This window comes from Caballeronia telluris, from assembly GCF_001544495.1.
Classification (GTDB): domain Bacteria; phylum Pseudomonadota; class Gammaproteobacteria; order Burkholderiales; family Burkholderiaceae; genus Caballeronia; species Caballeronia telluris.
This window is the reverse complement of the sequence record NZ_FCNZ02000003.1, coordinates 107,444-129,016: the sequence shown is the minus strand read 5'-3', so window position 1 is coordinate 129,016 and position 21,573 is coordinate 107,444. Positions and strand designations below refer to the sequence as shown.

The following is a 21,573-nucleotide window of genomic DNA, read 5'->3' as shown; positions in this document are numbered from 1 at the left end:
CGCAGCGCCGCGACAGATCGCGGAGGGGGCGGGGCAAGCGCAGTATGCCAGTCGAAAGCAGGGAGCCGGAAGTTCGGAAACGCACGCACGCGGGGCGGTTCTTCTCAAAAATACGACGAGAAGACGAAATTAGCCGCCCGACGCCCGATGCGAGGCGCCATTCATGCGCGCCGCGCCGGATATACCGGAGGATTCCTGCGGCCTGACTTAAAAGCCCAGGCTGGCGAGCAGATCGTCGACTTGCGACTGATCCTGCACCACATCGGTGCGCCCTTCCGGATTGATCTGCGGTCCGTTGAGCAGCGCATCCGGGTTCGTGCCCGCGGACACGAGCGCCGCCGCCGACGCCGCGAATTGCTCGCGCCGCTCGGGCGCGATGTTTTCGAGCAGCACGCCGAGCAACTGCTGCTCGATCTGATAGACGACGTCGGTGATTTTCTTGATCACCTGGCCGGTCAGATCCTGGAAATCCTGCGCGAGCATGATTTCGAGCAGTTGCGCGTTGGTCGCCTGCGTGTTTTCCGGCACGCGCTGAAGGAACCCGCGCGTGTCGGCGATCAGCTCGCCCGCCTCCGTCTTCGCGATCGGCGCGGCGTACCACTCGCTCCAGCGCGCGTCGAGCGCCTGAGCGTCGCGCTGCATGGCTTCCTGCATCGGCTTCGCGAGTTCGATCGCGTTGAGCGCGCGGTCGGCGGCCTGCTCGGTCATCGTCGCGACGTACTTCAGGCGGTCGCGCGCGTCGGGCACCATTTCGGCGGCGGCCTCGACTTGCTTATCGAGTCCGAGTTCGCGCATCGAATCGCGCAGCGTGCGCGTCAGCTGGCCGATGCGCGCGAGGATGCGGTCGCTCGACGGGTCGACATCGCTTTCCGCGACCTGGGCCAGTTCGCTTTGATTAGTGAGATCGTTCACGATCAGCTCCCCGTTTTCGCCAGCTTCTCGAGAATCTTGCTGAGTTTCTCGTCGAGCGTGGCGGCCGTGAACGGCTTCACCACGTAACCACTCGCACCGGCCTGCGCCGCCGCGATGATGTTCTCCTTCTTCGACTCCGCCGTCACCATCAGCACCGGCAGGTGCGACAGCGCGGCGTCGGCGCGGATTTGCTGGAGCATCGAGAGACCGTCGAGGTTCGGCATGTTCCAGTCGGAAATGACGAAGTCGAAGCCGCCGCCGCGCAGGCGCGCGAGGCCGGCCGCGCCGTCTTCCGCTTCATCGACGTTCGAATAGCCCAGTTCCTTCAGCAGGTTTCGCACGATACGGCGCATCGTCGGGAAATCGTCCACGACGAGGATCTTCATGTTCTTGTCCATCTTCAGTCACTCCAGTGTTCTTTCTATGCGGCTCGTCACCGCGCGTTGATTCAATGTCCAGTCCGAATCCGTGCCGCGAACGCTCAGACGCGCTGCACGCGTTCGCCCATCGATCCGAGCCGCGCCATCACGCGCCGGCTCATTTCCTGCAAAGGTGCAATCTCGCTCACGCCGCCCGTCGCGATCGCCTCGCGCGGCATGCCGAAGACGACGCAGCTCGCTTCGTCCTGCGCGAAGGTGTAGGCGCCCGCCTGCTGCATCTCGAGGAGACCCAGAGCGCCGTCGCGGCCCATGCCCGTCAGGATCACGCCGAGCGCGTTCTTGCCCGCGTGCTGCGCGGCCGAGCGGAACAGCACATCGACCGACGGCCGGTGCCGGTTCACCGGCGGCGCATCCGAGAGATGCGCGACATAGTTCGCGCCGCTTCGGGCGAGCACGAGGTGCGCGTGGCCCGGCGCGATGTACGCGTGACCCGGCAAAACGCGTTCGCCGTGCTCCGCTTCCTTCACCGCGATGCGGCACAGCCCGTTCAGGCGCTGCGCGAACGACTTCGTGAAGCCCGGCGGCATGTGCTGCGCGATCAGCACGGCGGGCGCGTCGGGCGGCAGCGGCACGAGCACTTCGCGGATCGCTTCGGTGCCGCCCGTCGAGGCGCCGACGATGACCAGCTTTTCCGTACTGACGAGCGGATTGTTGAACATCGGCGCCGGCTTCGCGCCCGCGGCCGGCGCGCCGCCGCTTGCCGCCTGCGCGACGTGGTGCGTCTGCCGCACGCGCGCGCGCGAAGCGGCGCGGATCTTGTCGGCGAGCTTTTCGGCGTAGTCGAGCATGCCGTCGCGGATACCGACCTTCGGCTTCGTCACGAAATCGACCGCGCCGAGTTCCAGCGCGCGCAGCGTGATTTCGTTGCCGCGCTCCGTCAGCGACGACACCATCACGACCGGCATCGGCCGCAGGCGCATCAGCTTTTCGAGGAAATCGAGGCCGTCCATGCGCGGCATTTCGACGTCGAGCGTCAGGACGTCCGGGTTGTGCTGCTTGATCAGCTCGCGTGCGACGAGCGGATCGGGCGCCGTTGCCACGACGTGCATGTCGGGTTGCGTGTTGATGATTTCGGTCATCAGACTGCGCACGAGCGCCGAATCGTCGACGCACAGCACCTTGATCTTTTGTACTTGCTGGGTGGTCATGCTTCCTCCGCGGTCCGGGTGCCGCGCTCCGCGCGAGCGAGACCGTTCACGCCCGAAGCCTGCGTCGCTCCGAACAGTTCGATGCGCGGCTTCGCCGTAGCCGGACGCGCGGCCGTTGCAGAAAGCGCGGCGCTGCCGAACAACTCCACGCGCGGCTTCGAACCGCCGGCGCCCGCCTGATTGAACAGCTCGACGCGCGCCCGCGCCCGCGCGAGCCGCTCCGCGCGTTGTTCCGGCGTGGTGCGCACGAGCGCCTGCTCGCGCTCCACGACGCTCGTTTCCTGCTGCGTCTTCAGCTTCTTGACCATCACCTGGCCGGTGCGCGGCATGAACGCGACCTTGCGCGGATGCGCGCCCTGCAAGTCCTCGGCGACGATGCGAATCTTTTCCAGCGCGAGATAGCGCCGCACGAATTCCGAGTTGCGGTCGCCGATATTGATGGTCGTCATGCCCGCGAGCACCGCGCCGCCGCCGAACACCTTCGCCTCGAAGCGCTCACGGCGTCCGCCGCGCTTGATCAGTTCGTTGATGAGCACTTCCATCGCGTAGGCGCCGTAGCGCATCGAATCCGAAGAAGCATGCGACGCGTCCGAGCCGTCGTCGGGCAGCATGAAGTGATTCATTCCGCCGATGCCCGCCGTGCGGTCGTTGATGCACGCCGCGACGCACGAGCCGAGCACCGTCACGAGGACCATGTCCTCGCTCGTCATGTAGAACTCGTTCGGCAGCAGTTTCACGCCGGGCTTCTGGAAGTGGTTGTCGAAATACAGGTTCGACGCGATCGGCAATCCGCTCATGCCGGTTCTCCGGCAAGCGCGCGCGCCTGCTTCGCCGCGGCGCCTTTCGCGTCGCGCGTGAGTTCGTACACCGTCTGGCCGCGCAGCCGGAACGCCTGCGTCACGTAGGTGAAGTTCTCCGAGTGGCCGGCGAACAGCAGCGCGCCCGGCTTCATCAGTGGCTCGAAGCGCGAGAGCACTTGCCCTTGCGTCGGCTTGTCGAAGTAGATCATCACGTTGCGGCAGAAGATCGCGTCGAACGGGCCTTTCAGGTTGTAGTGCACGTCGGTCAGATTCAGGCGATCGAACTTCACCAGCGCGCGCACTTCCGGGCGCACCTTGACGAGACCCGCATGCGCGCCCGTGCCCTTCAGGAAGAAGCGCTTGAGCCGTTCCGGGCTCAGCTGCTTCACCTGGTCGAGCGAGTAGACGCCCGCGTCGGCCTTGGCGAGCACCTGGCTGTCGATGTCGGTGGAGATCACCGTGCACTGGCGCGCCGCTTGTTCGCCGAGCGCTTCGATCAGCGTCATGGCGATCGAATACGGCTCCTCGCCCGTCGATGCCGCCGAGCACCACACCGAGAACGGCTGCTGGCGGCGCTTCGCGAAGTCCGCGAGAATCGGGAAGTGATGCGACTCGCGGAAGAACGCCGTCAGGTTGGTGGTCAGCGCGTTGACGAAGGCTTCCCATTCGGCGTTGTCGTCGCTCGCTTCGAGGCGGTCCAGATATTGCCGGAACGTGTCGATGCCGCAGGCGCGCAGGCGCCGCGCGAGCCGGCTGTACGCCATGTCGCGCTTGTGGTCGGACAGCGAGATGCCCGCGCGGCGGTGGATCAGCTCGCGAATGCGGGCGAAATCCGCCGACGTGAATTCGAAATCGCGCTCGACGTCCGAGGTCCGCGGACGTTCGGTCGTGTCGATGCGTGCTTGGCGCGTTGCCATCATGATGCCTCTTGTCTCACTGCCTTATGCCTGACTTGAAGCCGCATCGCGTCGCGATGCAGGTCTTCGGCGACCAAGCAGGCCCGACGCCCGCGCTTCGATGAATCGCCCGCTGGGCGGCGAGTTGCTGAAATCCTGCATGGTCGTATCGAACTGCCTTAAGCGTGCTGCGTCAGAAAGTTTCCCAGTCGCCGTCTGCCGTGGCCGTCGCTCGCGCTGTCGCGCGGGGCGCGACCGCCGGTGCTGCGGACACTGCCGCCGGGGCGCTCGTCGCGTCTTGCCTGGCGGCGCCCGTGCCCGTACCTTTATTAACGGCGCGATTGCGCGCGACGTTAGGCTCCGGCGAGATTTTTGTGCCGTCGTTGCGGTTTTCAGCCTTGAGCCGCGCCGGTTCGACGCGCGATGCCGCGCCGGACAGGCGCGCCGCCGCGACCGAAGCGCTCGGCTTCGCGGTCATGCTCTCGATCTGCCAGTGCCCGACGATGTCCTTCAACTGACGCGTCTGGTCTTCGAGCGAGGCCGCCGCCGCGGCTGCCTGCTCGACGAGCGCGGCGTTCTGCTGCGTGACGCTGTCCATCTGCGTGACCGCGCGGTTGACCTGCTCGATACCGTCCGACTGCTCTTCGGAGGCCGCGCTGATTTCGCCCATGATGTCGGTCACGCGGCGCACGGCCTGCACGATCTCGCCCATCGTCTCGCCCGCCTTCGCGACGAGTTCCGTGCCGCTCTCGACCTTGCCTGCCGAATCGCCGATCAGCGCCTTGATCTCCTTCGCCGCCGCCGCGCTGCGCTGCGCGAGCGAGCGCACTTCGCCCGCGACGACCGCGAACCCGCGTCCTTCCTCCCCGGCGCGCGCGGCTTCCACGGCCGCATTCAGTGCCAGGATGTTGGTCTGGAACGCGATGCCTTCGATCACGCCGATGATGTCGACGACCTTGCTCGAACTCGACGCGATCGCGTTCATCGTGTCGACGACCTGATCGACGACGTGCCCGCCGCGCGACGCGATATCCGAAGCGTTCACCGCGAGCTGGCTTGCCTGGCGCGCGTTCTCGGCGTTCTGCTTCACCGTGCCGGTGAGTTCTTCCATGCTCGACGCGGTTTCCTGCAGCGACGCGGCCTGTTCTTCCGTGCGTTGCGAGAGATCCGTGTTGCCGCTCGCGATTTCGCGCGCGCCGGTGTCGATCGATTCCGCGCCGCGATGAACCGAGCCGACCATCTGCGTGAGATTGACGCGCATGCGTTCGATGCCCGCGAAGAGGCGGCCGATCTCGTTGGTCTTGTCGGTGTGCACGGACTTCGTGAGGTCGCCTTGCGAGATGCGTTCGAAGTGATCGACGGCGGCGTTGATCGGCTGCACGATGAGGCCGCCCAGCGCGACGCGGGTGGCGAAGAGCGTGAGCACGGCCAGCACGAGCACGACGGCGATCGCCGCGCTGAGCATCTCGATGTGCGACGTCGCGTCCGAGCGCAGTTCTTCCGCGTGCTTCAGGTGCAACGCGACGGCGGCGGACGCGGCTGTGTCGAATGCCACGAACATCGGGCTGATCTTGGTATCGGCGATGGCGTGATAGGCGGCCATGTCGCCGGCGCGGATCGCGGCGAACTCCGGTTCGACGCCGGTACGCAGCAGCGCGTCGTGTTGCGCGATCACGGCGTCGAGGGCTGCCTGCGGCAGCGTGGGCTTCGGCGTGTCGATGTAGAGCTTCCAGTTCTCGTTCGACTTGTCGAGCAGGAACTGGCCGCGGTCCAGTGCCTTTTTGGCTTCGTCTGCGTTGCCCGCTTCCGTGAGCGAGCGCACGCGATCGAGCGTCACGCGCGAGCGCAGCAGGTACGACGAGGCCTCGCCGAGCGCGCGGATCGACACCATGTCCTGTTGCGCCAGCGCGGACAGGGACGTGCTTGCTGAGGTCAGGCCCGACAGTGCCAACGCACCGACTACCGCCGCGAAGCTCACGAAGAGCAGACCCACCAGGGTCAGCGTCGTACGAATCGACCACTTCTTCAACATGATTCTCTTTCCTTCAATCTGTACGGGTTCTTTTTTGCTGCGTTTGCTTCTGGTTTTTTTGACACCGGTTGATGCGCTTGCGCTTCTTTGGAACTTGCTTTCGCGTCGGTCTATTGGCTCTGCCCCTGTCCGGGGCGGGACTTACTTTCTTTGCTGCTGCAAAGAAAGTAAGCAAAGAAAGCAGCTTTTTTAGTCAGCAGTCTTAAGGCGGCAACGCCTTTGAAGTACTGAGTGGACATACCGCCTAAGTGTCGCCCTCAAACATCCACCCGACTTGGCGCGCAGTACGACTGACACCTTCTTCATTTATACGGAGTGGTATGCACTCCGTTCAGCTCCGTCCGCGCTTCGCTCGGACGAGGGGCACAACAAAAACCAGCGGACTACCATCTCAACCGCGAAGCTCAACCGCGAAGCTCAACCGCGCGACGGATGTACCCTTCGTTAGCGAAGCGGAAACGGATGAATGATTGCTGTGCCAATCCCTTTGCTGTGCGATAACACAGTGGTTAATCGCACCAAGCCCCTCTTGTTCTTTGAGGGCGACACTTAGGCGGTATGACCACTCAGTACTTCGAGAGCGTTACCGCCTCAAGACTACTGCCTAGAAAAGCTGCTTTCTTTGCTTACTTTCTTTGCAGCAGCAAAGAAAGTAAGTCCCGCCCCGGACAGGGGCAGAGCCAATAGACCGACGTGAAAGCAAGTTCCCTGAAGGCACAAGCGCATCAAACGGTGTTCACCCCCAAGCGCCAGCAAAACCTCAAACCCCGACCATGTCGATGAGTTCCATTTCCTTGCTGGTCATGAGCTTCTCGATGTCCATGAGAATGAGCATTCGACCATCGACGGTACCGAGTCCGGTGAGATATTCGGTGGTGAGTGTGGCGCCGAACTCGGGCGCGGGCATGACCTGCTCGGCGGTGAGCGTGAGCACGTCGGACACCCCATCCACGACCATCCCGACGACGCGATGCGCAACATTGAGAATGATCACGACCGTCTGGTTGTCATACTCGACGCGGCCAAGCGCGAACTTGATCCGCATATCGACGATCGGCACGATGATGCCGCGCAGATTGATCACGCCCTTGATGAACGACGGCGCATTCGCAATGCGCGTCACGCTGTCGTAACCGCGAATCTCCTGAACCTTCAGGATGTCGATGCCGTACTCCTCGGCGCCGAGCGTGAAGACGAGAAACTCCTGGCCTGCGGCCTCGGCGTGCTGCGCATCGCGGCGCTGCGATGCCGCTGCGGAATGATTGGATTGAATGTCTGCTGCCACGTTAGCCCCCGAATTCGGTTGGGTTTGCAAAATTAGGAATGAGCATGCGATCCGTGCTGCGCACGCGATTCGCGATTGAGCGCCGCCACGTCGACAATCAGCGCGACACTGCCGTCGCCCAGAATCGTCGCGGCGGAAATGCCATGCACCTTGCGATAATTCGTTTCGAGGTTCTTCACCACCACCTGCTGCTGACCCACCAGTTCGTCGATCAGCATCGCAAAGCGGCGTCCCTCCGTCTGCATGATCGTGACGATGCCCTGCGTCGGCTCGGTGCGCGCACCCTCGACGGAGAACACGCCATGCAGCGCCACGAGCGGCAGATACTCGCCGCGCACACGCACGACGCGCTCGCCGTTAGCGACCGTATAGATGTCTTCGGCAACAGGCTGAAGCGACTCCATCACGAAGTTCAGCGGCAGAATGAAGATCTCATTGCCGACCTTCACCGACATGCCGTCGAGAATCGCGAGCGTGAGCGGCAGCACGATCCTGATCGTCGTTCCCTTGCCCTCGCGCGACATGATTTCGACGTGACCGCCCATCGACTGGATGTTGCGCTTCACCACGTCCATGCCGACGCCGCGTCCGGAAATGTCCGTCACCTGCTCGGCCGTCGAGAAGCCCGGCATGAAGATGAGCTGCCACACTTCTTCGTCGCTCATCGACTCGCTGACCTGCATGCCCTGCTTTTGCGCCTTCGCAAGAATCTTGTCGCGGCGCAGGCCGGCGCCGTCGTCGCTCACTTCGATCACGATGTTGCCGCCGTGATGCGCCGCCGACAGCACCAGTTGCCCCGTCGACGACTTGCCCGCCGCGCGTCGCGCGTCCACGGTCTCGATGCCGTGATCGAGCGAATTGCGCACGAGGTGCGTGAGCGGATCGATGATGCGTTCGATCAGGCTCTTGTCGAGTTCGGTCGCCTGACCGAACGTGACGAGTTCCACTTCCTTGCCGAGCTTGCCGGCGATGTCGCGCACGAGGCGCGGGAAGCGGCTGAATACATAATCCATCGGCATCATGCGAATCGACATCACGGCTTCCTGGAGGTCGCGCGCGTTGCGTTCGAGCTGCCCCATGCCGTTGAAGAGACGATCGTGCAATGCCGGGTCGAAGGTGCTGGTGGTTTCCGCGAGCATCGCCTGCGTGATCACCAGTTCGCCGACGAGGTTGATCAGCTGATCGACCTTCTCCACGCCGACGCGAATCGAGCTGCCTTCCGCCGATGCCGCCGCGGCCGGACGCGCTTTCTTGTCCGTGTCGGCTGCGGGCGCGCTCGCCTTGGGCGCTTCCGCCGGGCGGTTGCCGGCAGCGGCTTGCGCCGCCGCCGGTGCCGCTTCTTCTCCCTTGGGCGCTGTCGCTGCCGCCTCTTGGCCCTGCGTGTGGACCACGGCTTCGGCCGCCGCGGCCGGCGCGTCGTCAGGCGTCGCCTGAGCGCCATCGCCGCGACCGACGATGATCTGTGCCTCGTCGATCACAAAACAGCACACGGCGATGATGTCGTCCGAAGAGACGTCGGAGTCGAGCCACAACACGAGGTCGCTACCCGACTTCTTCTGCGCGACGATCCCGCCCAGATTCCCGAGCTCCTCGGTCAACAGCGCCTGGTCCTTCTCGCCCACCTCCCGTAGCGTAATTTTCAGGTGGGGTCCTGCTTCCGCGCTGGCTTCGCCCGTTGCGCCGATGTGTCCCGGCGTCGCGTCCTGCGCGGTTCCTGCATTCGGTTCCGAATTCGTGATGTCGAAGGCGCCGTCCCAGTTGCCGTCGTCTTCGATCAACGCTTCCGTCTGCGCGATCACGTGCGCGGGCGGTGCATTCGGGCCTTCGTAGAGCGGTGCTTCATGCACCGGCGCAACTGTCGCCGCTGCGGGTGCCGCCTCGGGTGCTGCCTCGCCCGCGCCCTCGTTCTTCAGGCGTTCGAGCTTCGCGCAGATCGCGGCCGCCGCGGCCGCATCCGGCTTGGCGCTCGCGCGATACGCGGCGAGCTGGTCCGAGAGCACGTCCTTCGTCGCGAGGAACGTGTCGATCATGTCGCGGCGCAGAACGAGTTCGTTGTTGCGCGCGCGGTCGAGCAGCGATTCGAGGATGTGCGTCGTTTCCGTGAGCGCGGTAAAGCCGAACGTCGCGGCGCCGCCCTTGATCGAATGCGCCGCGCGGAAGATCGCCGCGAGGTCTTCGGGATCTGGGTTCGCGATGTCGAGCACGAGCAGGAGCTGCTCCATTTGGGCGAGCAGTTCGTCGGCTTCGTCGAAGAACGTTTGATAGAACTGAGTAATGTCGAGAGTCATGCTTGATTCACCGCAGGGATGCTGTCAGTCGGCGTCGCTATGCGCGTTCGGTTGTCGTATCCGGTCTTTCGGATATTTATTCAGATACTTGAGCCTGACTTGAACCGTCGGGCGCTTCTTCCGACAGCGCCGCGACGAGTTCGGTCAAAAGCTCCGGGTCAAGCGGCTTTTCGATCCACCCGGTCGCGCCCGATGCGCGCGCCGCGTCCTTGAACGGCTCGCCGCTTTCGGTCGTCAGCACGAGGATCGGCGTCGCCTTGTACGCGTGATTCGCGCGCAGTTCGGCGATCAGATCGAGCCCGCTCTTGCCGGGCATGTGATGGTCGGTGAGCACGAGATCGAAGCGCTCCGCGAGCGCCGTTTCGAGCCCTTCGATGCCGTCGGACGCCACCGTCACGCCGTAGCCCGCGAGGGTCAGCGTGGCCGAGAGGATCTGCCGCATGGCGGCGGAATCGTCGATTGCCAGAATGTTCTTGATCATGGAAGTCTCTTGCTCGTGATGTCCGGGCGAGGGGTTGCTGTCTGCGGGGCCGTCACTGCGTCGCCGTTGCGGGCGCCGCGGCTGTCATGGCGGCGGGGGCTGTACTTTGCGCGGTCAAAACCCGCGGGACCGGCAACTCGAACGCGGCCTGCGGCGAGGGCTTCGCTGCGCCCGCCCTCGCGGAACCGACCTTGTCGACGAGCGGCCGCGCGCCCGACGCCGGGTTGCCGTTTGCGCCCGCGGCGTTGTCGAAGAGCGTGGTCGCGGAGGAGTCGTCGCGCGTCATCGCTTCTTCCGACTTCCGGTTGAGCACGATGATGCTGATGCGGCGGTTTTCGGGGTCCATCGCGTCCTTCTTGTTCAGGTTCTGCGTCGACGCGAGGCCGAGCACGCGCAGCACCTTCGCCTCATCCATGCCGCCCGAGATCAGTTCGCGCCGCGACGCATTCGCGCGATCCGCCGACAGTTCCCAGTTGCTGTAGCCCTTCTCGCCGCCCGCGTACTGCACGGCGTCGGTGTGGCCCTGCACGACGATGCGGTTCGGCACGTCGTTTAAGGTCTTGCCGATCTCTCGCAGGATGTCGCGCATGTACGGCTGCACGTTGTCGCTCGACATCGCGAACATCGGCCGCTTCTGCGTATCGACGATCTCGATGCGCAAGCCCGTCAACGTCGAATCGATGCGGATCTGCTGCCTGAACTGGCGCAGCGTCGGGTTCGCCTCGATCGCCTGCATCAGCTTCACCTGCAGGTCGTGGAGACGAATCTGCTCGCGCCTTTCGAGTTCGCTTTGCGCGTCCTTCAGAAGCTGTTCGTCGCGCTGGGCCGCCGTGCGCTTGGCCCATGACGTCTGGCCGTCGCCCATGCGCGTCGTGCCCGGCTCGGGGCTCGAGATGTCGCGCCCGCCGCCCTGCAGGATGCTCGAATCCATGCCGCTGCTCTGCCCGCCGAGAATCGCGGCCTTGAGCGGCATGTTGAAATATTCCGCGATGCCGCGCCGCTGCACGGGCGACACTGAACTCAGCAGCCACATCAGCAGGAAAAACGCCATCATCGCGGTCATGAAGTCCGCGTAGGCGAGCTTCCACGCGCCGCCGTGATGCCCCTTGCGGCGGCCCACGACGCGCTTGATGAAGATCGGACGCTCTTTATCGTTGCTCATGCCGATGCCCTTGAGGTCGCGCGCCATGACGGCACGTCACTTCGCCTTCACGCGGCGCACGTGCTCTTCCAGTTCGGAGAACGACGGACGCTCGGTGGAGAAGAGCACCTTGCGGCCGAACTCGACCGCAATCGCCGGTGCGTAGCCGTTCAGGCTCGCGAGGATCGTCACCTTGATGCACTGGAACATCTTGGTCGACTCCGCGACGCGCTGTTCCGCCACGCTCGCGAGCGGCCCGATCAGGCCATACGAAAGGAGAATGCCGAGGAACGTGCCGACGAGCGCCTGCGCGATCATCTCGCCGAGAACGGCGGGCGGCTGGTCGGCGGAGGCCATCGTATGCACGACGCCCATCACCGCCGCGACGATGCCGAACGCCGGCATCGCGTCGCCGACCTTGTGCAGCGCCTGCGCGGGGCCTTCGCCCTCGACGTGATGCGTTTCGATCTCTTCGTCCATCAGGCTTTCGATCTCGAACGCGTTCATGTTCCCGCCGACCATCAGCCGCAGGTAATCGGTCAGGAACACGACGATGTGCTCGTCCGCGAGGATCTTCGGGTACTGGCTGAAGATCGGGCTCGCGTGCGGATTGTCGATGTCGGATTCGAGCGTGAGCGTGCCTTCCTTGCGCGCCTTCGCCAGCAGGACGTAGAGGAGCGCCATCAGCTCCATGTACACGTCCTTGTTGTACTTCGAGCCCTTGAACAGCGTGGGAATGACTTTCAGCGTGGCCTTGATCGTCTTCATGCCGTTGCCGAGAATGAACGCGCCAACGCCCGCACCCGCGATCATCAGGATTTCGACCGGTTGCACGAGCGCGCCAAGGTGGCCGCCTTCCAGCGCGTAGCCGCCGAAAACCGACAACAATGTCACGAGCGTTCCCACGAAAATCAGCACAGTCGAGTCCTCACTTGTCAATTCGGCGAGAGACCGCCGTTAAGTGGTTTACGGCATCGACCGCAAAAACTTTGAGGGAAAATCGGTGCGGGCAAACGATACAACCCGCGTCGGCGCGGGGGCCCGGCCACGCGGCGGCGGGGCGCCGCGGCGATGGTCGCGGGGATGTTCGCGGCTACGCCGCCAGTTCGGCTTCGCCTGCCGCGCCGGCTTCGGCTTGGGCTTCGGCCGCGCGCGCCGCGCTCGCCTTGCGCGTCTTGCCCGCGCGCGACGGCGGCTGGCACAGTCCGCAGACATAGCCCTGACGCAAGTCGTACGCATGTGCGACAAAATGCCCGGTGCAGCGCGAACAGGTACTCGTCTGCAGCATGCAGGAGTCGAAGAAGCGCACGAGCGTCCATGCGCGCGTGAGGCTCAGGATCGCTTCGTCGCCGTGGAGCTCGATGTGTTCGAGATAGAGCCGGTAGCTCTTCACGATCGACTGGATCGTGTCGCAGCCGCCGTGCTGGCTGATGAACCGGTAAATGCCGTAGAACAGCGACGAATGGATGTTCGGCTGCCAGGTCATGAACCATTCGGTCGAGAACGGCAGCATGCCTTTCGGCGGCGAGACGCCCTTCAGTTCCTTATAGAGGCGGATGAGCCGGTCGCGCGACAGGTTCGTCTCCGCTTCGAGCAGTTGCAGCCGCGCGCCCAGTTCGATCAATTCGATCGCCAGGGTGATCTCGCGGACTTCCGCCACCACGCTTTTTGTCGCCATAAGAAACCGGACCGTGCGTTTGCCGATAAAAACTGTTGAGCTTTCGTGCGCCGCTCAGCCGATCTCGCCGACCGGCTGGTTCGCCATCAGGATGGCCGCCTGCGATTGTGCGAGCGCGGCGCTTTTTCCTTTGTCGGCGAGCGAGGAGAGGATCGTGTGGTCGTCGAAGCGGAAGCGACACAGGAGCTGGCTCGCCGCCGCGATTTTCACGAGCTGCGCCAGATTCAGCGAGGAGAGGACATCGGCGATCGTCTGCGACAGTCCCATGCGAAACATCGCAGCAGGCCGGTCCTCTTGAAGAAGGCGTTGCGCGAGCAGCAAGTACGACAGATTCAGCTCGCGGATTTCCGCAAGCATGCTGACATTACTGTCCGTCATTTTTTCCCCGAGTCGAATCCGTGCCAGGTCTGGCGAATATGGAAACGTTTGCTCGAATTCCTGACATGCAAAAGGAATATCGCGCCCGCTCCTTTAATCTTCAGCGGATTTTCAGCGAATCTACGGCGGCGCGGTATCGGACAAACGTTCCGATTTGCCGGCAGCAAGACGCGTAATTCCGTGTAGGAATATTTCCTACACGGAATTAAACGCTGCGTTTAACTCGTGCATGCCGGATTATCGGCAGGGTATCGAATAACTGAAGGAATTCGGTGAAAACGCCGCGCAAGCCCCGCTGGCGGGGCCCCGGTGCGACGGGCTTGGCCCGAAAACTGCTCAAGTGTCGCGGCGCTCGCGGCGGTGAAATTCGTCGCAATTGTGCGCTAAGCCTTTAAGGACGGGGTTGTTCGCGCGATTTGCACGCTTCGTAACAGGCGGTGTGTCGTCCTGTAACAAGGTTAAGCGATTGAAAAATGACGTGAAATACTGGGCTCGTTATTGATAATGAACGTAAGGGATAACCCGGTCGATTTCCGGGCCGATCTCGGACGGCGGCAAACCGCTGTCCGTCCGACAGGCATGCGCGTCAACGCTCGACCGGGGCGTGAATATGCGGTGCCCTTTTGAACAGGAGAGTCACGATATGCGAATCGCACAAATTGCACCGTTGCACGAAGCAGTTCCCCCGAAATTCTACGGCGGCACCGAGCGCGTGGTGTCCTACCTCACCGACGCCCTCGTCGACCTCGGCCACGATGTGACGCTTTTCGCGAGCGGCGACTCGCAAACCAAGGCAACACTCGAAGCGGCGTGGCCGCGCGCGCTACGCCTCGATCCGTCGATTCGCGACGCGATCGCGCCGCACATGCTGCTGCTAGAGACGGTCCGCCAGCGCGCGCATGAATTCGACGTGCTGCACTTTCACCTCGACTACATGCCGTTTTCGCTGTTCTCGCAGCTCGACACGCCGTTCGTCACGACCCTGCACGGCCGTCTGGACCTGCCGGAACTGCAGCCGATCTTCAACACGTTCACGAAGGCGCCGGTGATCTCGATCTCCGATTCGCAGCGCGTGCCGCTGCCCCAGGCGGCCTGGCTGAACACGATCTACCACGGCCTGCCGGAGAACCTGCTGACGCCGCAGACCAGCAAGAAGCCTGAATATCTCGCGTTCCTCGGCCGCATTTGTCCGGAAAAACGCGCCGATCTCGCCATCAAGATCGCCGCGCAAAGCGGTCTGCCGCTGAAGATCGCCGCCAAGGTGGACAAGGCCGACCAGGAATACTTCAAGTCGACGATCGAGCCGCTTCTGTCGCAGGCGCACGTCGAATTCGTCGGCGAGATCAACGAGGCGCAGAAGCCCGAGTTCCTGTCGGGCGCGAAGGCGCTGCTGTTCCCGATCGACTGGAACGAGCCGTTCGGCCTCGTGATGATCGAGGCGATGGCGTGCGGCACGCCGGTGATCGCGTTCAATCGCGGCTCGGTGCCGGAAGTGATCGACCACGGCGTGACGGGATATATCTGTGAGGACGTCCAGGGTGCCGTCGGCGCGCTGCAACGTCTCGACGAGTTGTCGCGCACGGAAATCCGCGCGCAATTCGAACGCCGTTTCAGTTCGAAAACCATGGCGCAGAATTACGTCGACAGCTATGCGTCGATGCTTCAGGCCGCAAAGCGTCCGATTTTGCGTCAGGTTGCAGTGGGCTAAAGTCCGGTTTTAATGCGCAAGGATAAGACGTATCTCGTTTAATCCGAATTCGCATTAAGAGACATCGTGCAGTCGACCCAAGAAATGCCGCCTTTCGAGGCGGCATTTTTTTGCATTTTGCAATAACGAAAACGTCGCGCGCTCATCGAACGATAAGAAAACGCTCGCGATTCTTTCCGGCAATCCAGTTAGGCGGTTTGCCGCGGCCATTCCAGGTGGCGCCCGACTTCGGGTCCTGATACATCGGCGGCGCGGGTTCTTTTTTCGGCGGCCGGCCGCGCCTGGCGACGGCCAGCCCGAGATCCTGCGGCGTCAGCCCGTATTCGACGATCTGCCGTCGAATCTGCGCGACCACCGCCTCGACTTCCTCCTGCCGCACGCTCTCGGCCTGCGCCTGAAGTTTCGATATTTGCGCTTTGAGTTCCAGATATTTCGACATGCGATCTCCCTCTTTATTGAATCGGATTGGGACGAGAGCCTATCTGGGCCGACAAAAAGATGCAATTCGTCGCTTTCGATAGTTCTCGATATCCGAATTTAAACAGGTCGACGCCCGACGCGGGTTTATCCCGAAAATAATTGGACGAGTTAAAAGCCAGTTAACCATTGTTGACAAACGGGCCGTTCCACCGACATTAAACTTCGGACCGGAATGGACGTAAATCAAGTCCGTTATTCGTTAGGCCGTCGCCTCGTTATCTAGCAATCTCGCAATCTCGATTACGCGGCTGGATCAATCTTTTTAGGATAAGCAGCATCATGCAATTGACAAAGCGCCTCGGCGCCGAAATGTTCGGTACGTTCTGGCTTGTGCTCGGCGGCTGCGGAAGCGCCGTGCTCGCGGCCGCTTTCCCGCACGTGGGCATCGGGCTCGCGGGCGTCTCGCTCGCCTTCGGTCTCACCGTGCTCACGATGGCGTACGCCATCGGTCACATCTCCGGCTGTCACCTGAATCCGGCGGTGAGCGTCGGCCTGACGGTTGCCGGCCGCTTCCCGGCGCGCGACCTCGTGCCGTACATCGTCGCGCAGGTGATCGGCGCGATTCTCGGCGCGTTCGTCCTGTCGGTGATCGCGAACGGCGCGCCCGGCTTCGATCTGGTCGCGAGCGGCTTCGCGACGAACGGCTTCGGCGAGCACTCGCCGGGCCAGTACTCGATGATCGCGGCGCTCGTCTGCGAAGTCGTGATGACGTTCTTCTTCCTCTTCGTGATTCTCGGCGCGACGGACAGCCGCGCACCGGCCGGCTTCGCCCCGATCGCGATCGGCCTGTGCCTGACGCTCATTCACCTGATCTCGATTCCGGTCACCAACACGTCGGTGAACCCGGCCCGCTCGACGGGCCCGGCGCTCTTCGTCGGCGGCGCGGCACTCGGCCAGTTGTGGCTGTTCTGGGTTGCGCCGATCGTCGGTGCGGTCATCGCGGGCGTGGTCTATCCGATGCTGGCGCGCGACAAGCGCTGAACGCACGCGGAATTCTCCGCGACAACGCAGTGGAAAACGGGCGCTTCGGCGCCCGTTTTCGTTGCGCAGCGCCTTCGGAATATGAATTGACGGCGACAAATGTAATGCGCGTTTACAAGAGCGCCCGCCGGATTCGCGGCGTCGCGCGCCGTCGCCTCGGCATCCGGTGCGCCGAGCCAATACCGGCAAGGCTCTGCGACCGCGCGCGGCGGATTTCCGTGTGCGCGCAGAGCCTTACGCCCCACTTGCAGACGGTAACAACTAGTCGAAGCATGTAAGACGGCGGACGCTTAAATTGGACTTATGCGACAGACGTCGCCATCCAGGAGAAACAACATGAAGCGCATCGTCACTCATCTTCTCGTAGCGACCGGTCTTGCAATTGGCGCCGTCGGCGTCGCCCAGGCGCATACCGGCGTGAGCATCGGTGTTTCGCTCGGCGCGCCCGTCTATGCCCCCGCCTACGTGCAGCCGCGCCCGGTGTATGTCCGTCCGGCGCCGGTGTACAGCGCGCCGCGCTGGCACCATGACGAGCCGCGCTGGCACGACGACCGTCACGACAATGGTCGCTGGAACCGCACCGGCTGGAACAACGACCGTGGTTGGAACAACGACCGCGGCGGCTCGAATCATCGCGGATAACGCATGATGCAAAAAGGGAGCGCCGCGGCGCTCCCTTTTTTTATCCGCAGGCAGCGCTCATCGCCCGCTCAGTCCGGTATTTGCCCCGGCGAAGCCAGTTCGTCGACGATGCCGAAGAGCTTGCGAAGATGGTGCGCCACGCCCGCCTCGAAGTTGTTGCCGATCCGCTGCACGTTCGGCAGACGCTTGATCAAATCAGGATTCGCGTTGTTCATCATGAACGGATGCCCGGCCGTTTCGAGCAGGTCGATGTCGTTCATGTTGTCGCCGAACGCGACGCAGTTCGCCGGATCGAGATCGAGCTTGTCAAGCACGAAGCGCAACGCGCGGCCCTTCGAGACGTCCGCCGTCATCACTTCCAGGCAGTCCGGCAGCGAGTAGGTGACGTAAAGCGCGTCGCCGAATTCGCGCTCCAGATTCGCGGCCGTTTCCTTCAGGTCCTTCGGTTCGCCGATGTAGAGGACCTTCGCGACGCCCTCGCCGTCGTGCTCGCGCAGATCCATGACTTCGTACTTGAAACCCGAATCCTGGTGGAAGACCAGCAGTTCGGGCGCATGGCGGTCGATCAGCCAGGCGTCGTCGGCGAACAGGTTGACGATCACGCGCCCGCCGCCGCCCGCGAGATCCGGCTGCACCAGACGCCTAACCGCCGCCGGATCGAGGTCGCGCGAATAGATGCGCGTGTCGTCGGGTGCGTGCACGCGCGCGCCGTTCGACGTGATCAGGTACGCCTCGATACCCAGCAGGTCGCGAATGCTGGCGACATCGCGATAGTGGCGCCCCGTCGCGATCACGAAGCGAATGCCGCTTGCTTCGAGCCGGCGAACGGTTTCGATCGTGAAGGGATCGACCTGATGGTCGCTGTTGAGCAGCGTGCCGTCGAGATCGGTGGCGATGACTGGGTACATGGATGCCTTCGGTGTACGCGCGAACGGGAAGCCTGACATTCTAGCCTGCACCGCGTGCAGCGGCCGGCGTGCCCCGCGACGCGCCCGCCCGGGCCGCCGCGCGTCGGGCGAGTTGCAGCGCGCCGGTAGCCGAATCGGCGAGCGGCGCGCGCAGGCGCTCGCGCAGTCCGTCCGGCACGAACGGCTCGAACGGCGCGGCGAGGCCGCCGCAGAGCGCCACGTCGAGCGCGGCGTGCGGGTCCAGCGCGGCGACCAGCTTTTCGATTTCGCGCCCGGCGTCGGCAAGGAGCGCCGCGGCCGACGGATGCGCGCGATGCCCGAAGACGCTCGGCGCGAGCGTCGCGTAGGCCGTCTGATTGGCCCCGCTGCACCAGACGACCAGGCCGTCGCGATCCGGCGCGCCGGTCAGCGCGAAGAGTGCGTCGGACCAGGCGTCCGGCGGCGCGCGTCCGTCGAGCACCTGCTGCAAATGCACCACGGCGCGCAGGCCGAGCCACGCTCCGCTCGCCTCGTCGCCGCTCGGAAAGCCGTAGCCGCCCGCGATCCGGCACGCGCCGTCTGCGTCCAGCGCCGCCGCAATGCTGCCCGTGCCGAGCGCGACGATCACGCCCGGCTTGCCGCCGTGGGCGCCGAGCAGCGTCGTGTACGCGTCGCTTTCAACGGCGAGCGCGCGAACCGAGGGCGCCATCGCGTGGAATTGCGCGAGCCAGCCGGCGTGGTTCACGCCCGCGAGTCCGCAGCCGAGGGCGCACGCGCGCCAGTCGAAGGGAATCGATGCCGCTGCGAACGCGCGCGCGCAGGCCGCTTCGATTTCGCGCCAGGCGCGTTCGACGCCGAGTCCGAGGCCCGATGGACCGCCCGTCGCGCGGGCGAGTTCGTTTCCGTGTGCATCCGCGAGGACGACACGGGTGCCGCTGCCGCCGCCGTCGACGCCGAGGAGATAGGGGTTTGCAAGGTCTGAATGAGTCATGCCCAGAAGCTTACCGGGGCGGCCGCGCGCCGCCAATTGGCCGAATGGACGAGGTGGCCGGCGGCGCTCGTTCCGCTATGCTGGCGCAGACACAAATCCGGGGAAAGGACGATGGCAAAGGAACAGCACCGCTGCGGCTGGGCGTCGACGGACGCGATGGCCCGCTACCACGACACCGAATGGGGCGTCCCTTCGCGCGACGACCGCCATCTCTTCGAAATGCTCGTGCTTGAAGGCGCGCAGGCGGGACTTTCGTGGTCGACCATCCTGAACAAGCGCGAAGGTTATCGCGATCTCTTCAAATGCTTCGATCTCGATCAGGTCGCTGCTTTCACGGAAAAGGACGTGGCGCGACTCGTCGGCGATACGCGCATCGTGCGCAATCGCGCGAAGGTTGAATCGGCGATCCTCAACGCACAGGCGATCAAGCGGATTCAGGCCGAGCACGGTTCATTCGCCGCATTCGTGTGGTCGTTCGTCGGCGACGCGCCCATCGACACGCCGCGCGATTCCTACGGCCACGCGCCCGCATCGACGCCCGAATCCGACGCGCTCAGCCGCGCGCTCAAGCAGTACGGCTGCAAATTCGTCGGCACGACCATCTGCTACGCGTTCATGCAGGCGACCGGCATGGTCAACGACCACGAGAAAAGCTGCCTTTGCCGAAGCGCGACCCAAGCAGGCGCCGCGAAGACGCGCCGTCAATCGGCGAACAAGCCGGCAGCGCCCGCTTCCGACAGCAATTAATCATTTCATAACCGGAAACTTTTGCTTTTTCGCAACATTTAGGGGCATTTTTTTCTGAGACTAGGGAAAGTCCTGATAGAGGCCGCTTTTTTTGCGGTGAAGCACGCGGAATTGCTTGCCCGGCAATGGGTCGCTGCAAATTTGACGCGCTGCACGATCGTTCGCACCGTGTCAGAATTGCGCGTTCGCGTGCGTTGACGCACCTTTTTACCGGCCCGATTCGCTATAACTGGAATCAAGACAGGGTCATTCATCAAGGACGATCGCTTCGCGAGCACGACAGGGCGCCCGAATCGGAGCACCCGGGCCGGGAAAATCGCAGCGCCGGAAGTAGATTCAGGACTCGATACATCGCGTCGTTTATGTACGCGGGCGCTCGGTCAGACCGCCATCGAGGTCCGATACTGAAAGTGCGGGTTGCTCGAAATTCAACGATTGGCCGCTGCGCAGGGGCGCAGGGGGAACGAACATGAAAAGCCTTAACTTCCTGACACATCAGGAGATTTTCAACCGCGCCGTACTGCATCTGTTCGGTCAGGGGCAAGCCGCCCTGCTGCCGCACGGCGGCGGCGCGTATCGCGGTTATTGCGGTGGCTGCCCGGTCGGCAACTTCATCAAGCCGCGCGACTACATGACCGCGATGGAAGGCGTGCCCATCCGCTACATCGCGAAGACCCCGGAAGGCGTGCCGCCTTATATGGACGTCGGCGTGGCGGCACTCAAGCGGGCGCTGCTGCGCTCGCGCATCAACGTGTTCGATCCGACCACGGTCGAGTTGCTCAGTTGTCTGCAGAACGTGCACGACGTGTTCGGAAAATGGGAATGGCGCGAGCGGCTGGCATCGATCGCGCGTCAATTCGGCCTCTCGGCCGACCTTTTGAAAACCGCTGCGTGAGGGATGCAGGTGTTGTGATGTTGACCACAAGAGACATTTACGAGCGCGTGTGCGCTCATCTGCTGCACCAGCGGGCCGTGTCGGAAGACGACAACGGCTCGTGCCGGCTGCGCAGCCCGAATGGCCGCAAGTGCGCGATCGGATCGCTCGTGAGCGACGAGGTCTATCATCCGGACATCGAGGGTACTGGCATTTCGTACTATCGGCACGCGCAGGACGGCAAACTGCTGCGCGCGCTGTATGCGTCGGACGTGAATGCTTACGACCCGAGCATCGTCGAGTTGCTGTGCGAGCTGGAACAGGTTCACGACGACGCCAGCGTAGAACAGTGGCCTCGTCTGCTTACGGCGCTGGGCAAGCGGCACGCGTTCATCTAACTTTCATCGCGAACAAGCTCAGATAAAGCAAAAAGGCGGTACGACCCGAGGGTCGTACCGCCTTTTTGCTTTGCCGCAGCTTGTCATGGCCGCGGCGGGAAGACAGACGCTTAGTGCATCTTCTTGGGCAGCATCTGGCTGCGCAGGCGCTTGCGCAGACGGCTCACGGCCGCTGCTTTCTTGCGCTTGCGAGCCGTCGTCGGCTTCTCATACGACTGGCGTTCACGCAGTTCTGCGATCAGGCCGTTCTTTTCGATCGTGCGACGGAAGCGGCGAATCGCCACGTCGAACGGCTCGTTTTCTTTCAAAACAATAGTGGTCATGGAATTCCTAAATCGCTAAACGTATTTCTGACTGCGAGGACGGATCTTGCGGCCCGTACCACG

General features: G+C 63.5%; 23 protein-coding genes. 6 read left to right on the top strand and 17 right to left on the bottom strand.

Features of this window, described 5'->3' with window-relative positions; translation table 11 throughout:
- Window positions 1-207: 207 nt before the first annotated feature.
- The 13 genes from cheZ to flhD form a co-directional block, all read right to left on the bottom strand.
- Window positions 208-912 carry a protein phosphatase CheZ gene (gene cheZ / locus AWB66_RS05225; RefSeq protein WP_087629210.1) on the bottom strand — a complete coding sequence of 235 codons (705 nt, stop codon included), beginning with the start codon at window positions 910-912 and terminating at the stop codon, window positions 208-210.
- Between the two features lie 2 nt (window positions 913-914).
- Window positions 915-1,310 (bottom strand): chemotaxis response regulator CheY, encoded by a 396-nt coding sequence (gene cheY / locus AWB66_RS05220; protein ID WP_087629209.1) that lies wholly within the window; start codon window positions 1,308-1,310, stop codon window positions 915-917.
- A gap of 83 nt (window positions 1,311-1,393) precedes the next feature.
- Window positions 1,394-2,500 (bottom strand): protein-glutamate methylesterase/protein-glutamine glutaminase, encoded by a 1,107-nt coding sequence (locus tag AWB66_RS05215; RefSeq protein WP_087629208.1) that lies wholly within the window; start codon window positions 2,498-2,500, stop codon window positions 1,394-1,396.
- A complete protein-coding gene (gene cheD, locus AWB66_RS05210) occupies window positions 2,497-3,297 on the bottom strand; it encodes a chemoreceptor glutamine deamidase CheD (RefSeq protein ID WP_087629207.1) in 801 nt (266 codons plus the stop codon). The genes AWB66_RS05215 and cheD overlap by 4 nt, the downstream gene beginning before the upstream one ends.
- Window positions 3,294-4,220 (bottom strand): CheR family methyltransferase, encoded by a 927-nt coding sequence (locus AWB66_RS05205; protein ID WP_087629206.1) that lies wholly within the window; start codon window positions 4,218-4,220, stop codon window positions 3,294-3,296. Before AWB66_RS05205 ends, cheD begins: the two co-directional genes overlap by 4 nt.
- 169 nt (window positions 4,221-4,389) lie before the next feature.
- A complete protein-coding gene (locus AWB66_RS05200; RefSeq protein ID WP_087629205.1) occupies window positions 4,390-6,228 on the bottom strand; it encodes a methyl-accepting chemotaxis protein in 1,839 nt (612 codons plus the stop codon).
- A gap of 760 nt (window positions 6,229-6,988) precedes the next feature.
- Window positions 6,989-7,513, bottom strand: coding sequence for a chemotaxis protein CheW (gene cheW / locus AWB66_RS05195; protein WP_087629204.1), 525 nt, complete (start codon window positions 7,511-7,513; stop codon window positions 6,989-6,991).
- Window positions 7,514-7,545: 32 nt separating this feature from the next.
- Window positions 7,546-9,801: a chemotaxis protein CheA gene (gene cheA, locus AWB66_RS05190; RefSeq protein WP_087629203.1), complete on the bottom strand. Its 2,256-nt coding sequence runs from the start codon at window positions 9,799-9,801 to the stop codon at window positions 7,546-7,548.
- Window positions 9,802-9,877: 76 nt separating this feature from the next.
- Window positions 9,878-10,282, bottom strand: a complete 405-nt coding sequence (locus tag AWB66_RS05185; RefSeq protein ID WP_087629202.1) for a response regulator — start codon at window positions 10,280-10,282, stop codon at window positions 9,878-9,880.
- Between the two features lie 52 nt (window positions 10,283-10,334).
- On the bottom strand, window positions 10,335-11,444 hold the full coding sequence (gene motB / locus AWB66_RS05180; protein ID WP_087629410.1) for a flagellar motor protein MotB: 1,110 nt from the start codon (window positions 11,442-11,444) through the stop codon (window positions 10,335-10,337).
- A gap of 36 nt (window positions 11,445-11,480) precedes the next feature.
- Entirely contained in the window at window positions 11,481-12,341 is an 861-nt protein-coding gene (motA, locus tag AWB66_RS05175; RefSeq protein ID WP_087629201.1) for a flagellar motor stator protein MotA, read from the bottom strand.
- Window positions 12,342-12,516: 175 nt separating this feature from the next.
- Window positions 12,517-13,101 (bottom strand): flagellar transcriptional regulator FlhC, encoded by a 585-nt coding sequence (flhC, locus tag AWB66_RS05170; protein WP_087629200.1) that lies wholly within the window; start codon window positions 13,099-13,101, stop codon window positions 12,517-12,519.
- A gap of 54 nt (window positions 13,102-13,155) precedes the next feature.
- Window positions 13,156-13,479 carry a flagellar transcriptional regulator FlhD gene (flhD, locus tag AWB66_RS05165; RefSeq protein ID WP_087629199.1) on the bottom strand — a complete coding sequence of 108 codons (324 nt, stop codon included), beginning with the start codon at window positions 13,477-13,479 and terminating at the stop codon, window positions 13,156-13,158.
- Between the two features lie 643 nt (window positions 13,480-14,122).
- Between flhD and AWB66_RS05160 the strand changes: the two genes are divergently transcribed.
- A complete protein-coding gene (locus tag AWB66_RS05160; protein WP_087629198.1) occupies window positions 14,123-15,187 on the top strand; it encodes a glycosyltransferase family 4 protein in 1,065 nt (354 codons plus the stop codon).
- A gap of 142 nt (window positions 15,188-15,329) precedes the next feature.
- Here the strand turns inward: AWB66_RS05160 and AWB66_RS05155 are convergent, their stop codons facing one another.
- Complete coding sequence (locus AWB66_RS05155; RefSeq protein WP_087629197.1) at window positions 15,330-15,626, bottom strand: H-NS histone family protein; 297 nt, start codon at window positions 15,624-15,626, stop codon at window positions 15,330-15,332.
- 320 nt (window positions 15,627-15,946) lie between these two features.
- Here AWB66_RS05155 and aqpZ point away from each other — a divergent pair, with 320 nt between their 5' ends.
- Together aqpZ and AWB66_RS05145 are read left to right on the top strand one after the other, a co-directional pair.
- On the top strand, window positions 15,947-16,648 hold the full coding sequence (gene aqpZ, locus AWB66_RS05150) for an aquaporin Z (protein ID WP_087629196.1): 702 nt from the start codon (window positions 15,947-15,949) through the stop codon (window positions 16,646-16,648).
- A gap of 336 nt (window positions 16,649-16,984) precedes the next feature.
- Entirely contained in the window at window positions 16,985-17,290 is a 306-nt protein-coding gene (locus AWB66_RS05145; protein ID WP_087629195.1) for a PXPV repeat protein, read from the top strand.
- Window positions 17,291-17,358: 68 nt separating this feature from the next.
- Here the strand turns inward: AWB66_RS05145 and AWB66_RS05140 are convergent, their stop codons facing one another.
- Complete coding sequence (locus AWB66_RS05140; RefSeq protein ID WP_087629194.1) at window positions 17,359-18,198, bottom strand: Cof-type HAD-IIB family hydrolase; 840 nt, start codon at window positions 18,196-18,198, stop codon at window positions 17,359-17,361.
- 40 nt (window positions 18,199-18,238) lie between these two features.
- Window positions 18,239-19,168: a glucosamine kinase nucleotide-binding domain-containing protein gene (locus tag AWB66_RS05135; protein WP_087629408.1), complete on the bottom strand. Its 930-nt coding sequence runs from the start codon at window positions 19,166-19,168 to the stop codon at window positions 18,239-18,241.
- Window positions 19,169-19,279: 111 nt separating this feature from the next.
- Between AWB66_RS05135 and AWB66_RS05130 the strand changes: the two genes are divergently transcribed.
- The 3 genes from AWB66_RS05130 to AWB66_RS05120 all read left to right on the top strand — a co-directional run bounded on the left by AWB66_RS05130 (window position 19,280) and on the right by AWB66_RS05120 (window position 21,187).
- Window positions 19,280-19,915 (top strand): DNA-3-methyladenine glycosylase I, encoded by a 636-nt coding sequence (locus tag AWB66_RS05130; RefSeq protein WP_200818930.1) that lies wholly within the window; start codon window positions 19,280-19,282, stop codon window positions 19,913-19,915.
- Window positions 19,916-20,384: 469 nt separating this feature from the next.
- The gene (locus AWB66_RS05125; RefSeq protein WP_087629193.1) at window positions 20,385-20,810 is read left to right on the top strand and encodes a hypothetical protein; all 426 of its coding nucleotides are present in this window, start codon (window positions 20,385-20,387) and stop codon (window positions 20,808-20,810) included.
- Between the two features lie 17 nt (window positions 20,811-20,827).
- The gene (locus tag AWB66_RS05120; protein ID WP_087629192.1) at window positions 20,828-21,187 is read left to right on the top strand and encodes a hypothetical protein; all 360 of its coding nucleotides are present in this window, start codon (window positions 20,828-20,830) and stop codon (window positions 21,185-21,187) included.
- Between the two features lie 110 nt (window positions 21,188-21,297).
- Here AWB66_RS05120 and rpsU read toward each other — a convergent pair whose 3' ends face one another.
- Entirely contained in the window at window positions 21,298-21,510 is a 213-nt protein-coding gene (gene rpsU, locus AWB66_RS05115; protein ID WP_035942296.1) for a 30S ribosomal protein S21, read from the bottom strand.
- Window positions 21,511-21,573: the final 63 nt, after the last annotated feature.